The organism is Buttiauxella warmboldiae (assembly GCF_003818135.1).
GTDB classification, from domain to species: Bacteria; Pseudomonadota; Gammaproteobacteria; order Enterobacterales; family Enterobacteriaceae; genus Buttiauxella; species Buttiauxella warmboldiae.
In genome coordinates this window covers 51,127-67,508 of the sequence record NZ_RPOH01000016.1, presented here as the reverse complement: position 1 = coordinate 67,508, position 16,382 = coordinate 51,127, and the positions used below count along the sequence as shown (strand labels likewise).

General features: G+C 55.1%; 16 protein-coding genes and 1 CRISPR repeat array. Of the genes, 7 read left to right on the top strand and 9 right to left on the bottom strand.

Going from position 1 to position 16,382, the window contains the following annotated elements; translation table 11 throughout:
* Positions 1 to 871: a CRISPR direct-repeat array (repeat unit 28 nt; unit sequence TTTCTAAGCTGCCTGTACGGCAGTGAAC).
* A gap of 433 nt (positions 872 to 1,304) precedes the next feature.
* The 7 genes from EHN07_RS05100 to lldD all read left to right on the top strand — a co-directional run bounded on the left by EHN07_RS05100 (position 1,305) and on the right by lldD (position 8,595).
* Positions 1,305 to 1,712, top strand: a complete 408-nt coding sequence (locus tag EHN07_RS05100) for a (R)-mandelonitrile lyase (RefSeq protein ID WP_124023110.1) — start codon at positions 1,305 to 1,307, stop codon at positions 1,710 to 1,712.
* Between the two features lie 22 nt (positions 1,713 to 1,734).
* Entirely contained in the window at positions 1,735 to 2,790 is a 1,056-nt protein-coding gene (locus EHN07_RS05095; protein ID WP_124023109.1) for an NAD(P)-dependent alcohol dehydrogenase, read from the top strand.
* A gap of 112 nt (positions 2,791 to 2,902) precedes the next feature.
* Positions 2,903 to 3,328, top strand: a complete 426-nt coding sequence (locus EHN07_RS05090; RefSeq protein WP_124023108.1) for a DUF2946 domain-containing protein — start codon at positions 2,903 to 2,905, stop codon at positions 3,326 to 3,328.
* 38 nt (positions 3,329 to 3,366) lie between these two features.
* Positions 3,367 to 4,746 (top strand): PepSY-associated TM helix domain-containing protein, encoded by a 1,380-nt coding sequence (locus EHN07_RS05085; protein WP_124023107.1) that lies wholly within the window; start codon positions 3,367 to 3,369, stop codon positions 4,744 to 4,746.
* Between the two features lie 230 nt (positions 4,747 to 4,976).
* Positions 4,977 to 6,632, top strand: a complete 1,656-nt coding sequence (gene lldP / locus EHN07_RS05080) for an L-lactate permease (RefSeq protein ID WP_124023106.1) — start codon at positions 4,977 to 4,979, stop codon at positions 6,630 to 6,632.
* A complete protein-coding gene (gene lldR / locus EHN07_RS05075; protein ID WP_124023105.1) occupies positions 6,632 to 7,417 on the top strand; it encodes a transcriptional regulator LldR in 786 nt (261 codons plus the stop codon). The genes lldP and lldR overlap by 1 nt, the downstream gene beginning before the upstream one ends.
* The gene (gene lldD / locus EHN07_RS05070) at positions 7,414 to 8,595 is read left to right on the top strand and encodes an FMN-dependent L-lactate dehydrogenase LldD (protein WP_124023104.1); all 1,182 of its coding nucleotides are present in this window, start codon (positions 7,414 to 7,416) and stop codon (positions 8,593 to 8,595) included. The genes lldR and lldD overlap by 4 nt, the downstream gene beginning before the upstream one ends.
* Positions 8,596 to 8,639: 44 nt before the next feature.
* Here lldD and EHN07_RS05065 read toward each other — a convergent pair whose 3' ends face one another.
* The 9 genes from EHN07_RS05065 to dhbA form a co-directional block, all read right to left on the bottom strand.
* Positions 8,640 to 9,068, bottom strand: a complete 429-nt coding sequence (locus EHN07_RS05065) for an OsmC family protein (protein ID WP_124023103.1) — start codon at positions 9,066 to 9,068, stop codon at positions 8,640 to 8,642.
* A 264-nt stretch (positions 9,069 to 9,332) separates the two neighbouring features.
* Positions 9,333 to 9,614 carry an acetolactate synthase small subunit gene (ilvN, locus tag EHN07_RS05060; RefSeq protein WP_124023102.1) on the bottom strand — a complete coding sequence of 94 codons (282 nt, stop codon included), beginning with the start codon at positions 9,612 to 9,614 and terminating at the stop codon, positions 9,333 to 9,335.
* 3 nt (positions 9,615 to 9,617) lie between these two features.
* Entirely contained in the window at positions 9,618 to 11,306 is a 1,689-nt protein-coding gene (gene ilvB, locus EHN07_RS05055; protein ID WP_124023101.1) for an acetolactate synthase large subunit, read from the bottom strand.
* A 111-nt stretch (positions 11,307 to 11,417) separates the two neighbouring features.
* Positions 11,418 to 11,516, bottom strand: coding sequence for an ilvB operon leader peptide IvbL (gene ivbL, locus EHN07_RS05050; RefSeq protein WP_124023100.1), 99 nt, complete (start codon positions 11,514 to 11,516; stop codon positions 11,418 to 11,420).
* Positions 11,517 to 11,644: 128 nt separating this feature from the next.
* Positions 11,645 to 12,667: a CobW family GTP-binding protein gene (locus EHN07_RS05045; protein WP_124023099.1), complete on the bottom strand. Its 1,023-nt coding sequence runs from the start codon at positions 12,665 to 12,667 to the stop codon at positions 11,645 to 11,647.
* 15 nt (positions 12,668 to 12,682) lie between these two features.
* A complete protein-coding gene (locus tag EHN07_RS05040) occupies positions 12,683 to 12,880 on the bottom strand; it encodes a YbdD/YjiX family protein (protein ID WP_124023098.1) in 198 nt (65 codons plus the stop codon).
* Between the two features lie 63 nt (positions 12,881 to 12,943).
* A complete protein-coding gene (gene cstA, locus EHN07_RS05035) occupies positions 12,944 to 15,049 on the bottom strand; it encodes a pyruvate/proton symporter CstA (protein ID WP_124023097.1) in 2,106 nt (701 codons plus the stop codon).
* 161 nt (positions 15,050 to 15,210) lie between these two features.
* Positions 15,211 to 15,627 carry a proofreading thioesterase EntH gene (gene entH, locus EHN07_RS05030; RefSeq protein ID WP_124023096.1) on the bottom strand — a complete coding sequence of 139 codons (417 nt, stop codon included), beginning with the start codon at positions 15,625 to 15,627 and terminating at the stop codon, positions 15,211 to 15,213.
* A complete protein-coding gene (gene dhbA / locus EHN07_RS05025) occupies positions 15,628 to 16,380 on the bottom strand; it encodes a 2,3-dihydro-2,3-dihydroxybenzoate dehydrogenase (protein ID WP_124023095.1) in 753 nt (250 codons plus the stop codon). It lies immediately after the preceding gene.
* Positions 16,381 to 16,382: the final 2 nt, after the last annotated feature.

Sequence of the window (16,382 nt, the reverse complement as noted above, 5' to 3'; positions counted from 1 at the left end):
TTTCTAAGCTGCCTGTACGGCAGTGAACGTAATAACAAGACCATTAACTTTGAACTGGCTTTTCTAAGCTGCCTGTACGGCAGTGAACCTCTTGCAGCAGGAACACTAATCTACGCTACATTTCTAAGCTGCCTGTACGGCAGTGAACTGTTGTACATAGAACCACGGGTAACGCATACGTTTTCTAAGCTGCCTGTACGGCAGTGAACGAGCCAACCCGAACTTTATCGCCTCACAGATGTTTCTAAGCTGCCTGTACGGCAGTGAACGCATTGATGGCAGAGCGCAACGACCGCAATAATTTCTAAGCTGCCTGTACGGCAGTGAACAGCGTACGAGTCGAGACACACATTTGCATGCTTTTCTAAGCTGCCTGTACGGCAGTGAACAATGGATATGGTGTGGCCCCAAGTGCCGTGTTTTTCTAAGCTGCCTGTACGGCAGTGAACCAAAGGCTCATGACGCCTATCCTTTCTGGACGTTTCTAAGCTGCCTGTACGGCAGTGAACGATTACTGGATGCCGGATATTGGTGAGCAAGTTTTCTAAGCTGCCTGTACGGCAGTGAACATCAGGAGAGACAATGAATTACTGGTTCAGCCCTTTCTAAGCTGCCTGTACGGCAGTGAACCTGTTGTTTTACCCGTCCCGGCGTACCCGAACATTTCTAAGCTGCCTGTACGGCAGTGAACATCCGTTCGGCTGATGATGCTCAGGCATTTCTTTTCTAAGCTGCCTGTACGGCAGTGAACCCCGTCAGATGACATTTGACGCAATTCACCACTTTCTAAGCTGCCTGTACGGCAGTGAACTTATGTGGTGCTAACCCGTTATGACGATTTTTTTTCTAAGCTGCCTGTACGGCAGTGAACAGAAACAATATAAACATAACGTCCTGATTCAAAGTATCAAAACTGTTTTTTTACTGGTTATACCCTTTTTTAACCTCTGATAAAAAATCATTCAATAACAATAGCTTGAAAATATCACTAAAAATAGGGTCTGGCGCTTACTAAGGTTTAAGTGAGAAGTCGTGTTGGACTGTATACCTGATTAATAAGTATCGGCTCATCCTTGAGAATCGATTTCAGCACGAGTCGCCGCGCTGAATCCAACGGGTGTTCTCCCGCAGTGATACGCATATAGCTCGCCATAACAGGCGCTAACATAGGTCTTCTGCACCTTGCGCCAAAGCGGAAGCGCTCAAAAATCCGCAAGCCTGCTATCAGTTGCGCTCAGTTACCTATACTTCTGACTGGTGTTATTTCTGTTATCCCGGCAGCGCATGCCGCAGTGGAGGAAAAAATGGAAGAAAAATTGAAAATCATCCAGGCTGGATCGCAGCCTTCTCAAACGGGTCCGGAAAGTTACTTCACGGGTCGGGTCCGTATTGATGCACCTTTCCAGACCACACCCCCTGCCCGTACCGGCGGTGCAACCGTCACTTTCGAACCCGGTGCCCGTACCGCCTGGCATACGCATCCTCTCGGTCAGACATTGATTATCACCCATGGTCACGGCTGGTTGCAGGAGTGGGGTGGACAAACACGTCAGATCAATCAGGGGGATATCGTCTGGATACCTGAAGGCGTAAAGCACTGGCACGGCGCCACGCCGGACAACGCGATGACGCATATCGCGATTGCTGAATCACTGAATGGCAGTCCTGTCGAATGGATGGAACACGTCAGCGACGAGCAGTACAAAAAGTAGCGACCCAATCCGGAGAACAACTATGACGATGAAAGTGCTCGGTTATGCAGCGCAATCCGCTGAAGTCCCCCTCGCTCCATTTGAATTTATGCGACGCGCCCCGCGCCCTGATGACGTAGTGATAGAAGTGATGTACTGCGGCGTTTGCCACTCTGATCTCCACCAGGCACGTAATGACTGGGGTTTTAGCCGCTATCCGCTGGTGCCGGGGCATGAAGTGGTTGGCCGTGTCGCCTCCGTGGGCAGTAACGTGAAGAAATTCAAACCGGGCGATTACGCCGGGGTTGGCTGTATGGTCGACTCATGTCGCGCCTGCCACCCATGTAAAACCGGGCTTGAGCAGTATTGTGAAGAAGGCAGCACCCAGACTTACAACGGCATCGATCGTCACGATCGTTTACCCACCTACGGCGGCTACTCACAGGCGATTGTGACCTCGGAAGATTTTGTGCTGAAAATGCCGGAAGGCATGGATCTGAAAGGTGCGGCACCTCTGCTGTGCGCCGGTATCACCACCTGGTCACCACTGCGCCACTGGAAGGTGGGAAAAGGGAGCAAAGTGGCGGTAGTTGGGTTGGGCGGCCTGGGCCATATGGCGTTAAAACTGGCGCATGCGATGGGGGCGGAAGTCACACTGTTCACCCGTTCGGCCAGTAAAGAGGCTGATGCCCGCCGCTTAGGCGCTCACCACATAGTGCTTTCCAGCGACGATGCGCAAATGAAAGCCGTGCACAATAAGTTCGATCTGATTATCGATACCGTGCCTTATGATCACGATATCAATCCCTATCTGCCAACGCTCACCCTTGATGGCACGCTGGTGTATGTCGGGTTACTGGGCAATATTGAGCCGCCGGTCAGCACGCTACCGATGATCCTGGGTCGTCGTTCGATTGCCGGTTCCTGTATCGGCGGCATTAAAGAGACGCAAGAGATGCTGGATTTCTGCGGCGAACACGGGATTGTTTCAGACATAGAAATGATTGATATGCCGGATATCAATCAGGCCTACGAACGGATGCTGAAAAGCGATGTGAAGTACCGTTTTGTCATTGATATGGCAACGCTAAAAGCCTGACGATTCTCGCCCCTCTCGGTAAAAAGAGAGGGTTTTCCACCTTTACACTCCCTTTTACCATCACACTTCATATACAATCACGCAACAATAGCCGTATCAGGTAAATAGCCGCTTGCCGTCACTTTACGTCCTGTCGCGTCATAAATGGCCTTTCGCCCTCGCTTTACTGGCGATGGTGATGCTTTTTATCGCTCCGGTGATTTCAAAATCACTGGAGCATCAGCGTGCAGCGACGGGCGATGAACCTCATATGATGAGCCATTCGGCTGGTATGATGATGGAAATGGGTACCATGGAGAAGCCTTTATCCTCCCATTTATTACCGTCGACGGGCGCCTCCTTGATGGAGGAGATCGCCTGTGGGTATTGCCAGCTGCTGTTGCATATTCCCCTGATTATCTGGCTGTTTATCCCTTTTATCTGGCTAATGGGGCGCCTTTACCACGCGCCACCGCCCCCGGTTATTGCCCCACTTCTTCCTCAGCATGTGGATGCCGAAGCGCTGCCACGTGCGCCGCCTGTTGTGCTGTTAAGTTAAAAAACATTATTTAACAATAACTTAAACAGAGGACAACCATGTCTGCGAATCTATCTCAGCCTGCCTGCCGTGGCGCGCTGCTGACGCTTTTGCGTCGCCTCCATTTCTATATTGGCCTGTTTGTCGGCCCGTTTATTTTTATCGCCTCCCTGAGCGGCGCATTGTATGTACTGACGCCGCAGCTCGAGAGTGCGCTTTATCATCAAGCGCTGCGTACCCAGGAGATTGGCCCGCAGCAGCCGCTTGCCCGGCAAATAGCGGCCGCCCGCCACTATATCGGCGAAGATGCCCGCATTTATGCGGTACGCCCGGCACCAAAACCCGGCGATACCACGCGAGTGCAGTTTGTCGAAGCAGGTTTAGGCGAATCCGAATCCAGGGCCATTTTTGTTGCCCCTGCTACGCTCGCCATTCAGGGCGACATGACGGTATATGGCACCAGCGGCGTGCTGCCTCTGCGGACCTGGATCGATCAATTCCATCGCAGTTTACTACTGGGTAATGCTGGTCGGCTTTACAGCGAACTTGCTGCCTCATGGCTGTGGATTGCGGCGCTTGGCGGGATAGTGCTGTGGCTTACCTCACGCCCAAAAAGAAAGCTGAAAGTAAGAAAAACGCCGCAGAAGAAAGCGCGACACTGGCACATCACGCTGGGCGCAGCCTTGCTACTCGGCCTGCTGTTTTTCTCGGTAACCGGCCTGACCTGGTCGCAGTGGGCAGGTGGCAATATCGACAAAATGCGCAGTTCGCTGGGCTGGATGACACCGCAGGTGAATACCACACTCACGCCAGGGAACGAGCCTTCTCTCAAGGACCCGCACGCTGAACATCATACGATGATGCCCGGCATGGCGATGCCTGCAGTAGATGACCAAATGTGGGATCGGGTTCTCGCAGCCGCACGTGCTTCAGGAATCGAGTCGAACAAAGTAGAGATCCGCCCTGCCCGCGCCATGAATAAAGCCTGGACAGTGACTGAAATTGACCGCGCCTGGCCAACGCATGTCGATAGCGCAGCGGTCGATCCCCACAGTTTTAAAGTCATCGACAGAACGTTTTTCGCCGATTTCCCACTGATTGCCAAACTGACGCGCTGGGGAATTGATGCGCATATGGGCGTGCTGTTCGGGCTGCCAAATCAGATATTACTGGCGGCTTTCGGTTTTGGCCTGTGCGCGATGATTATTCTCGGCTACCGGATGTGGTGGCTGAAACGCCCGGCGAGTTCTGCAGCAAGCCCAGCTCAAACGCTGAGTGAAGCATGGCATGCTTTGCCGGGTATCTGGCGCACAGCCGTGTTGATTATCGCAGCGCTGTTTGGCTATTGCCTGCCGGTCATGGGCGCCAGCCTGCTGCTGTTTATTGCTGCGGATGCCGTGCGCTGGCGCAAGAGCACATTGAAATTACAGGTTTCGTAGTTCCCTTCCCCTAACCCTCTCCTTATCGGTGAGGGTTCTCTTCAAATATTGGTCCTACCAATCTCTTCCAAAACGTGACCACTTCACGCTTACTGACAAAATGCACAACACAATCATTGCCAATGATTAACAAAAGATTAACCATTACGTATCAGATACCCTACATTGCCGCATTGGTCCTACCAATCAGGTTAAAAATAATAAGCACGTCACGTTCTGGAGAGTCCTGCATGCAAGTCTGGCAACAAGTCTACGATCCCGCAGGTAATATTTGGCTATCAAGTCTCATCGCCGCCATTCCGATTATTTTCTTCTTCTTTGCGCTGATAAAACTGCGCATGAAAGGCTACACCGCCGCCACGATTACCGTTGGCCTGGCGCTGCTGGTGGCGCTGCTGTTTTACCGCATGCCAATTGACCGGGCGCTGTCGTCGGTGGTGTACGGGTTCTTCTACGGCCTGTGGCCGATTGCGTGGATTATTATCGCCGCCGTTTTCGTCTACAAAATCTCGGTCAAAACCGGGCAGTTCGACATTATCCGCTCGTCGATTCTTTCCATCACGCCGGACCAACGCCTGCAAATGCTGATTGTCGGTTTCTCGTTTGGCGCGTTTCTGGAAGGGGCCGCCGGATTCGGCGCACCGGTTGCGATTACTGCCGCGCTGCTGGTTGGCCTGGGTTTTAACCCGCTCTACGCCGCCGGTTTGTGCCTGATTGTGAACACTGCCCCTGTCGCCTTTGGCGCAATGGGCATTCCGATTATTGTTGCAGGCCAGGTGACCGGGCTGGACAGTTTTGAAATCGGGCAAATGGTTGGCCGCCAGCTCCCCTTCCTGACGATGATCGTGCTGTTCTGGATTATGGCGATCATGGACGGCTGGCGCGGGATTAAAGAGACGTGGCCTGCGGTCATCGTCGCTGGCGGTTCGTTTGCCATCGCCCAGTACCTCAGCTCCAACTTCTTAGGGCCGGAGCTGCCGGACATTATCTCTTCGCTGGTTTCGCTGGTCTGCTTAACTGCATTTCTGCGCGTCTGGAAGCCGGTGCGTATCTTCCGCTTTGGCGATGTCGGGGCATCCGTCACCGACCAGACGCTGGCACGCCAAAACTACACCGCAGGCCAGGTGGTTCGCGCCTGGATGCCGTTTATCTTCCTTACCGCCACCGTAACGCTGTGGAGTATTCCACCGTTTAAAGCGCTGTTCGCACCGGGCGGCGCTATGGCTGACTGGGTATTGAATGTCTCCGTGCCGTTCCTCGACAAAATGGTCGCGAAAATGCCGCCGGTGGTGGCGGAAAGCATGGCCTACGCGGCGGTGTATAAATTTGACTGGTTCTCCGCCACCGGCACCGCGATTCTGGTGGCCGCGCTGATCGCCATCGTTTATCTGCGCATGAAACCGAAAGCGGCTATTGAAACCTTCGGGGAAACGCTCAAAGAGCTGGCGCTGCCGATTTACTCCATCGGCATGGTGCTGGCCTTTGCGTTTATCTCTAACTATTCCGGCCTTTCGGCAACGCTGGCACTGGCGCTGGCCCATACCGGCCACGCGTTTACCTTCTTCTCGCCATTCCTGGGCTGGCTGGGGGTATTCCTGACCGGTTCTGACACCTCATCTAACGCCTTGTTCGCCGCCTTACAGGCCACGACCGCGCAACAGATTGGCGTATCCGACCTGCTGCTGGTTGCCGCCAACACTACCGGTGGCGTAACCGGCAAGATGATTTCACCGCAGTCTATCGCCATCGCCTGTGCGGCGGTAGGCCTGGTGGGTAGAGAGTCGGATCTGTTCCGTTTCACCGTCAAACACAGCCTGATTTTTACCTGCATGGTCGGCATCATTACCACGCTTCAGGCCTATGTCTTAACCTGGATGATCCCTTGATGACAACGCAACCGCGCCTGGCTGACCACCTGGTCGAGCGCCTAAAAGCACTGATTAGCGAATCTAAACTGGAGGCGGGCATGCGGTTGCCCGCCGAACGCCAGCTTGCCGCGCAGATGGGCGTATCGCGCTCATCCATTCGCGAAGCGATTCAAAAACTGATTAGCGCGGGCGTTCTGATTAGCCGACGCGGCGGCGGCACCTTTGTGCGCTACGAAGTTCAGGCGTGGTCAGAACAACGTATCGTGCAGCCGCTGAAAACGCTGGTGGAAGACGATCCGAACTACCGCTACGACATTTTAGAAGCGCGCCACGCAATAGAAGCCTGCACCGCCTGGTATGCCGCGCAGCGTGCTACCCCCGCGGACAAAGAGAAACTGATAGCCTGCTTTGACGCCACCGTGAAATTCAAAGAGAGCGACGACCCGGATCTGGCAGCCCAGGCCGACGTGCGCTTTCACCTGGCGATTGCCGAGGCCTCGCACAACATCGTGTTGCTCCAGACGATGCGCGGCTTTTTCGACCTGCTGCAATCCTCGGTGATGCACAGCCGCCAGCGCATGTACACCGTTCCAGCGATTTTTGCCGGACTCACCGAACAACATAGCGAACTGTTGCAGGCCATTCTGGCAGGCGACCCGGAGCGCGCACGCCTTGCGGCGAAAACACATCTCGGGTTCGTCCTTACCACGATTAAAACCCTGCATGAAGATGAAGCCCGACAGGCGCGAATCACCCGTCTGCCCGATGAAGATAGCCACGTAATAAGGGACCCAAATCGATGATTATTTCTGCTGCAACTGACTACCGTGCCGCCGCGCAGCGCATTCTGCCGCCCTTCCTGTTCCATTATATTGATGGTGGCGCCTATGCCGAACATACCCTGCACCGCAACGTTGATGACCTGGCGCAGGTGGCGCTAAAACAGCGCGTGTTGAAAAACATGTCGGCGCTGAGCCTTGAAACCAAACTGTTTAACGAAACGCTGTCGATGCCGGTTGCGCTGGCGCCGGTTGGGCTGTGCGGCATGTATGCCCGGCGCGGTGAAGTTCAGGCGGCTAAAGCTGCCGCGGCGAAAGGCATTCCTTTTACGCTGTCTACGGTTTCGGTCTGCCCGATTGAAGAGGTTGCGCCAGCGATTGACCGCCCGATGTGGTTCCAGCTTTACGTTTTAAAAGACCGCGGCTTTATGCGCAATGCGCTGGAACGCGCCAAAGCCGCGGGTTGCTCAACCCTGGTGTTTACCGTCGATATGCCCACCCCTGGGGCGCGTTATCGCGATGCCCATTCGGGCATGAGCGGGCAACATGCAGCCCTGCGCCGCTACTGGCAGGCGGTAACGCATCCACACTGGGCGTGGGATGTGGGCCTGAACGGCCGCCCGCACGATCTGGGTAATATCTCAGCTTATCTGGGCAAACCCACCGGGCTTGAAGATTACATCGGCTGGCTGGCAAATAACTTTGATCCATCAATTTCCTGGAGCGATCTGGAGTGGATCCGTGAGTTCTGGGATGGCCCGATGATTATCAAAGGCATCCTCGATCCGCAGGACGCCAAAGATGCCGTGCGTTTCGGCGCTGACGGGATCGTGGTTTCCAACCATGGCGGCCGCCAGCTCGACGGCGTACTCTCCTCATGCCGCGCCCTGCCGGCCATTGCCGACGCGGTGAAAGGCGATATCGCGATTCTTGCCGACAGCGGAATTCGCAACGGGCTCGACGTGGTGCGCATGATTGCATTAGGGGCTGACGCGTGCCTGCTGGGCCGCGCATATCTGTACGCGCTGGCGACTCACGGCCAGGCGGGCGTTGCCAATTTACTGAACTTAATTGATAAAGAAATGCGCGTAGCCATGACGCTGACGGGGGCGAAATCTATCGCGGAAATCAGCCCGGAGCTGCTGGTGCGCGAAGGCCTGAAGGATATGCTTTCGCCGGAAGCGATGGCGGTTGGCTTTTAGGTAAACGCTGCCCGCCAGATACAGCGGGCAGCCGTTAACCAGCGTTAATTAAGTTGGTAGTCGAGAGTAATTTCAGCCTTCATCAGCTGCGAGACCGGGCAGCCCGCTTTGGCTTTCTGAATAATTTTATCGAATGCTGCGCTATCCGCATTGGGCACTTTTACCGTGCTGGTTAGCGCAATTTTGGTGATGGCAAAGCCGCCATCGGTTTTATCCAGTGAGACATCGGCCGTGGTATCAATGCTTTCTGCGGTATAACCCTCTTCGCCCAGCATCAGCGAAAGCGCCATAGAGAAGCAGGCGGCGTGGGCTGCGCCAATTAACTCTTCTGGATTGGTCCCGGCAGCCCCTTCAAAACGGGTGTTAAAGCCATATGGCTGCTCTTTTAACGCCCCGCTTTCGGTGGAAACCGTACCTTTACCACGTTTGATATCACCTTCCCAGTGAGCCTGCCCTTTCTTATGAATCGTCATCTCTGCGCTCCTGTTTTATTGACACAAACCACAAGTATAGGAGCTGGATACGGAACTGCCTGGCAACTCAGAGCAATCCAAACGCTGGATAAAATAAATCATCGTGCTCAAATGGCTGCTGCATACCGCACAGGATAAGGGTTTTGCCATAAACCATGTTTCTGATTTTGTATGACCCGCAGTTGTGCACTGCGTATTTCCCTTTCAGACGATGCTCAGGCGACGGATGGCAGCAGCTATTGATTGCCCTGTTGATTGCCCTGGTTATTGCACTAAAGCCGTCAGTTTACCAAACACTTCCGCACCGTCTGCGTCACGTTTGATTTGCACCACATCTTCAAGCTTATCGATTTGGCTGATCATCTGCTCAAGGCGCTGATCGTCTGCCACCTGTAGCCAGATACGGCTCAGATCGCCCTGCGGTAGCGGCAGACAGAGAATGCCTTCAACGTTAAATGCACGCCGGGCAAACAGGCCACAAATGTGAGACATCACACCCGGATGGTTGCTCACCGTAAGTTCCAGAATAACGGTTAGTGGTTGCATGGCTTACTCTCCAATCATCTCAATATTGGCAGCGCCTGGCGGCACCATCGGGAATACTTTTTCGCTGGCATCAATGCGCACGTGGATCAGGCATGGGCCCGGGCGTGAAATCGCTTCCTGTAACGCGGCCTGCGGGTTTTCTGCGGCGTTTAAATCGCAGGTTTGCAGGCCAAAACCTTCGGCAATTTTCAGGAAGTTAGTCTGCCCGGAATAGGTCGCGGCAAAGACATTTTGTTGATAGAACAGCGTTTGTTGCTGATGCACCAGCCCCAGAGCCTGGTTGTTCAACAGAATAATTTTCACATCCAGATTATGTTCAGCAGCGGTCGCCATCTCCTGAATATTCATCATGATGCTGCCGTCGCCGGTAAAGCACAGCACTTTGCGCAGGGGTTCCGCCAGCGCGGCCCCCACGGCGGCAGGCAGGCCAAAGCCCATGGTTCCCAGGCCACCAGAAGTCAGCCACTGGCGCGGGCGGTTTAACGGATAGACCTGCGCCACCCACATTTGATGCTGGCCAACGTCGGTGGTGATAATGGCACTATCGTCCACGCACGCCGCAGCAGCGTTAATCAGGCCGTATGGTGTTAAAGGATCGTCGGCACCGGGCTGGCTAAACGGAAATTCCTGCTGCAAACCGGCGACCTGTTGCAGCCACTGCTGGCGCGGCTGAGCGTCAATTTTTGGCAGCAGCTGTTCCAGCACTTCGCCAACGTCACCGCGGATGGCCACGTGCGCTTGCTTAATTTTGCCAAGCTCGGCGCGATCGATATCGACGTGAATAATTTTCGCCAGCGGGCAGAACTCTTCGGTTTTGCCAATCGCCCGGTCGTCAAAACGCGCCCCCAGCACAATCAGCAAATCGGCTTCCTGCAAAATATAGTTGGTGCTGCGCGCGCCATGCATCCCCAGCATGCCGAGCGACAACGGATGTTTAGCCGGAACGGTGCCAAGCGCCATTAAAGTCATGGTGGTGGGCAGATTCGCTTTTTCTGCCAGCGCACGAGCGCTGGCATGGGCGTTAATTACGCCACCGCCGAGATAGAGCACCGGACGCCGGGCCTGGTTTATCATTGCCGCAGCCTCGGCGATTTGTTGTGCGGCAAACTGTGGTGTAGGGGTATGAGCGGAAACAGGCGGCAGCTCGCTGATGTCGATTTCAGCAGTCTGTACATCTTTTGGAATATCAATCCACACCGGGCCCGGACGGCCAGACTCGGCAATACGGAACGCGTCGCAAAACACCTGCGGCAGTTCGGCGATGTCACGTACCAGGTAGTTATGTTTGGTGATAGGGATGGAGATACCGTAAGTGTCGACTTCCTGGAACGCATCGGTGCCGATCATCGATTTCGGCACCTGGCCGGTAATGCACACCAGCGGGATGGAATCGAGACGCGCATCGGCAATCGCGGTCACCAGATTGGTCGCCCCGGGGCCGCTACAGGCGATACAGACCGCAGCTTTGCCCTGCGTACGCGCCATCCCTTGCGCCATAAAGCCCGCGCCTTGTTCATGGCGAGCCAGAATATGGCGAATTTTTGGGCTTTGGCTTAGGGCGTTATACAGCGGCAGAACGGTGCCGCCGGGAATGCCGCTGACGGTGGTAATACCATGATGTTCAAGCAGTTGCACAATTAACTGCGCGCCCGTAATACGCGCAGCCGGCGCTGGGTTTTCCGAAATTGCCATGCTCCAGTCCTTCTTCTTATGCCGTTTCGCTTTTGGCCGGGGGGACTAAAACAAGAAACCCCGCCCGGTTTGCGCCGGCGGGGTTTTGGAATCGATGCGTTGATTCAGACCCTACGGCGCAATGCCGACGACGACCACCACACGCACGACGACCACCGCGGCTGGTAGCGCGGTAAGTAGCAGGCCTGAATTGCGGGTGAATGTAGTCATTTGGGTCCTGAATAGGGGTTACGCGGTTTAACGTCGAAATTCATACAAACACACAGCTTCGTTTCACACAACAGCTTTATTCTGCCGGAATGAAAACCGTGTTCAATATCACATTTTTTGTTTCAGGCTTAAAGAGTCGTTGCAGCGAATTCTCTGCGCAGTTGCTCAACCGGCAGATAACGCCCGATAATAACCAGCCTTGAGACTCGCTGCTCTTCCTTATTCCAGGCCGAGCCATAATCAAAACCCACCACTTTATGCACGCCCTGCACGATAAGGCGCTGCGGGTTGCCTTCAATCGCCAGCACCCCTTTGTAGCGCAGCATATCGTTGCCAAAACGCTCAATGCAGCTCTCCATAAAGGCACCGATTTTCTTCATGTCCAGCAGTCCGGCATCGAAAACGTGGGCCTGAATGGCGTCATCCCATGAGCGTTTAGCCGAAGTTTTGCGGAGCGGCTGAAAGCCCACGGAACGGCTGGCATCGGCACCAATAACGCTAAAACCCGCCGTTATTTTAATATCATCGTTCAGTTCAAAAGCATTGAGGTCGAGCCAGAGATCTGCCGGGCATTCGCCATTTACGATCGCCACAAGATTCGCTTTACTGTTGATCCGATGAATCCGCTCCAGCGCCTGCTGCTTAGTTTCTTCATCAACACGGTCCGCTTTGGTCAACAAAATACGATCGGCAAAACCAAGCTGCGACGCCGCAACGGCGTGTTCATCCAGCTGGCGCGAAATATGTTCCGCATCGGCCAGGGCGATGACCGCATCAAGACGCAGCGCTTCACGCAGATGTTCATCAACAAAAAAGGTCTGAACAATGGGGGCCGGATCGGCAAGGCCGGTGGTTTCAACAATCAAACGTTCGAAATGCAGTTCGCCTGCCGTGCGTTTATCCAGCATTTCTCTTAATGCTGCGGCAAATTCTCCACGCACGCTGCAACAGACGCAGCCGTTGCTCAGCTCCACAATATTGACATTGTCGCCGCCTCTGAGCAGCGCGCCGTCGATATTGACCGCGCCAAATTCATTTTCCAGAATGGCGACGGGCCGATCGTCATTATGGGCGAGGAAATAGTTAAGCAGTGTGGTTTTCCCGGAGCCAAGAAAGCCGGTTAACAGGGTGACAGATACCGCTTGATTCATGTCAGGTTCCTATAATTAACAGCAGCGAGCGCCGCCTTTGCCGCCGTAGCGCGCATCCTGGCGTTCGCGGAAAAACTCTTCATAAGTCATCGGCGTTTGTTCCGGGTGGGTCAGGCGCACATGCTGAACGTAGTTGTCATAATCGGGCATGCCGACCATCAGCTTCGCAGCCTGGCCAAGATATTTTCCTGCTTTGGCGAGCGTATCGAACATATTAGCTCCTGTGTTATTGGACTGCTCTCCCCCTCTCCAGGGAGAGAGCCGCTGTGTTTAAAATCAGTGCGCGCTTTTAGCCTGCGCTACCACCTGCTCAACGCCTTCCGGCATCTTCTGGTAAGGCGTCTCTTTGGCCGTTGGAAGGTCCGATTTCAGCGCCTGTCGCGCAGTTTTAATCGCGTACAGGCCAATCACCACCACTACTACCATAAAGAAGATGGTCAGCCCCGCATCCAGACGGTTATTGAACACCAGCTGCGCAAGCTGCGACTCGGTGTACTGCGCCGGAATTTTTCCGCTGTCAATCATCGCCTGGAACTTGTTAGCGATAGCCAGGAAGCCGATTTTTTGATCGGGGCTAAACGCTTTTTGCCAGCCCGCCGTTAGCGTGCAGAACAGCAGCCAGGCCGTTGGCACCAGCGCCACCCAGGCGTACTTCTGTTTCTTCATCTTAAATAGTACTACCGCACACAGCATCAGCGCCATGCCCGCCAGCATCTGGTTGGCAATGCCAAACAGCGGCCACAGGGTATTGATGCCGCCCAAAGGATCGACGACCCCCTGATGCAGGAAGTAACCCCATGCCAGCACGCAAAGCGCAGTTGCCAGCAGGTTCGCCGGCAGCGAATCAGTGCGCTTGAGGCCAGGGGAAATCACGCCCAGCAAATCTTGCAGCATAAAGCGCGCCGCTCGCGTCCCGGCATCCACCGCGGTCAGAATAAACAGCGCTTCGAACAGAATGGCGAAGTGATACCAGAACGAGACATCCATCAGGCCGCCCAGCGCGCCGTGAAGGATATAAGCCATACCGACCGCAAGCGTTGGAGCACCGCCCGCGCGGGAGATAATGCTCTGCTCGCCCACTTCGTTGGCGATCTGCGTTAAGGTTTCCGGCGTAATCTGGAAGCCCCAGCTGCTGACTACGCTTGCCGCTGACACCACAACGTCAGTGGTGCCCACCGGAGCCAGAACCGCCATCGGGCTGTTCATCGCAAAGTACACGCCCGGGTCGATAACGCAGGCCGCCACCAGCGCCATAATAGCCACGAACGATTCCATCAGCATGCCGCCGTAACCGATGAAGCAAGCCTGGTTTTCGTTAGCCAGCATTTTCGGCGTGGTGCCGGAGGAGATCAGCGCATGGAAGCCGGAAACCGCGCCACAGGCAATAGTGATAAACAGGAACGGGAACAGATCGCCCGTCCAGACCGGGCCTGTGCCATCAATGAATTTGGTCAGCGACGGCATTTGCAGCGTTGGGCGCACGATCAAAATGCCGATTGCCAGCCCAACGATGGTGCCGATTTTCAGGAAGGTGGAGAGATAATCACGCGGCGCCAGCAGCAGCCAGACCGGCAGTACCGCCGCGACAAATCCGTAACCCACCAGCATCCAGGTCAATTGCACGCCGGTAAAGTCAAAGTACGGTGCCCATGTTGGGCTTTCCGCCACCCAGCCGCCGGAAATAATCGCAAACACCAGCATCACAAGGCCAATCACCGACACCTCGCCAATGCGGCCCGGGCGCAGATAGCGGATATAGACGCCCATAAACAGCGCCAGCGGAATGGTGAATGCCACGGTGTAGGTTCCCCACGGGCTGTGGGCCAACGCTTTCACCACGATCATTGCCAGCACCGCAAGAATGATCACCATGATCATAAAACAGGCCACCAGCGCAATGCCTCCCGCCGTGTTGCCCATCTCTTCTTTCACCAGCTCCCCCAGCGAACGTCCGTCGCGGCGGGTTGAAACAAACAGCACCATAAAATCCTGTACCGCACCGGCCAATACCACCCCCGCCAGCAGCCAGAGCATTCCGGGCAAATACCCCATTTGAGCGGCCAGCACCGGCCCCACCAGCGGCCCCGCCCCGGCAATCGCAGCAAAATGGTGACCGAACAGCACTTTTTTGTCGGTCGGAACGTAATCCAGCCCGTCGTTATGGCGCACGGCGGGCGTCATACGGGTGGCATCAACGGTTAAGACCCGTTTTGCGATAAACAGGCCGTAGTAGCGGTAAGCGATGAGGTAAACACAGATTGCAGCAACCACAATCCATAATGCGTTTATCTGTTCGCCTCGATTGAGTGCGATGTAGCCGAGCGCGAATGCACCAGTGAGTGCAAGCACAGCCCAGATGAGATGTTTCCCTGTATTATTCATCTTTGTTTTCCACGTGTAGCGCCAAAGGCAGACGGTGTTACCGTTTGTTCTAGAACAAGCACACGGATTTAACAAATATGAAACAACACAATACGGTTTATTAACCGTTTATTTGCATCAACTTGTAACGGAGATCACGATGCGGGAATTTATGGGTGCCTTCACCCTAACGTCGCCGTCGTCAAACGGCTGGTGCAGCAACGCTTGCCGCGGGCGTCGAAAATGGCGATTTCCCAGACCTGGGAAGACTGACCAAAATGCAGTGCCTTGCACACGCCGCGCACCGTACCGGATGCCACGGCACGGTGATGGCTGGCGTTAATTTCGGTTCCCACCACGCACTGCCCTTCGCGGGTCGTCAGAAATCCTGCCATCGACCCCAGCGTTTCGGCCAGCACCACCGATGCACCGCCGTGCAGCAGACCAAACGGCTGCTGAGTGCGGCTATCCACCGGCATTTCTGCTTCGAGGGAGTCATCATCAAGACGGGTGTAAATAATGCCAAGATGCTCAACCATCGTCCCTTTGCTGGTGCGGTTTAACTCCTCGAGCGTTAGCTGCCGTTTCCAGATACTCATTCAGGCACCAAGCGTTGCGCCGCCATCTATCACAATATCCTGCAACGTGATATGGCTGGCGAGGGGTGAAGCGAGGAACAAAATGGTGTTGGCGATTTCCTGCGGACGGGCGATTTTGCCCAGCGGAATGCCCAGTTTGAACTGCTCCGGGAAGCCTTTGATGCGCTGCTGCTCGGCATCCGGCGTTTTCCACAGCGTGCGCTGCATGTCAGTGTCGGTCGAACCGGGCGACACCACGTTACAACGCACGCCAAACGGGGCGAGTTCCAGGCCAACGGTCAACGCCAGGCTTTTCAGCGCCGCTTTCGATGCGCCATAAGCCGACATTCCGGTGCGCGGCGTGTGGGCTGCGTCTGATGCGACGGTGACAATCGCCCCACTTTGCTGTTTGCGCAAACGTGGCATCACGGCGCGGAACAGATTAAACGCGCCGCCGACGTTGACGGCAAACGTGTCCAGCCAGTCCTGCAACGCCAGCGCGTCCGTCGCCCCCATGCGCAAAATTCCTGCCGCATTCACCAGAACATCCAGTTGCGGTTCGTCGCTCAATAAACGCTGCGTAAGGGCGGAAACCTGCTCGGCGTCTGCCACGTTCAGCACTTCCGTGGCGAACGGGTAAACCTCCAGCGGGAATGAAAGATCGAAACCGATAACCGTTGCGCCCGCTTCGCTGAACGCCCGCGCGGTGTCATAGCCGATGCCTTTGCCCGCGCCCGTTACCCAGACGCGTTTGCCGGTAAAGTCGATGTTCATGC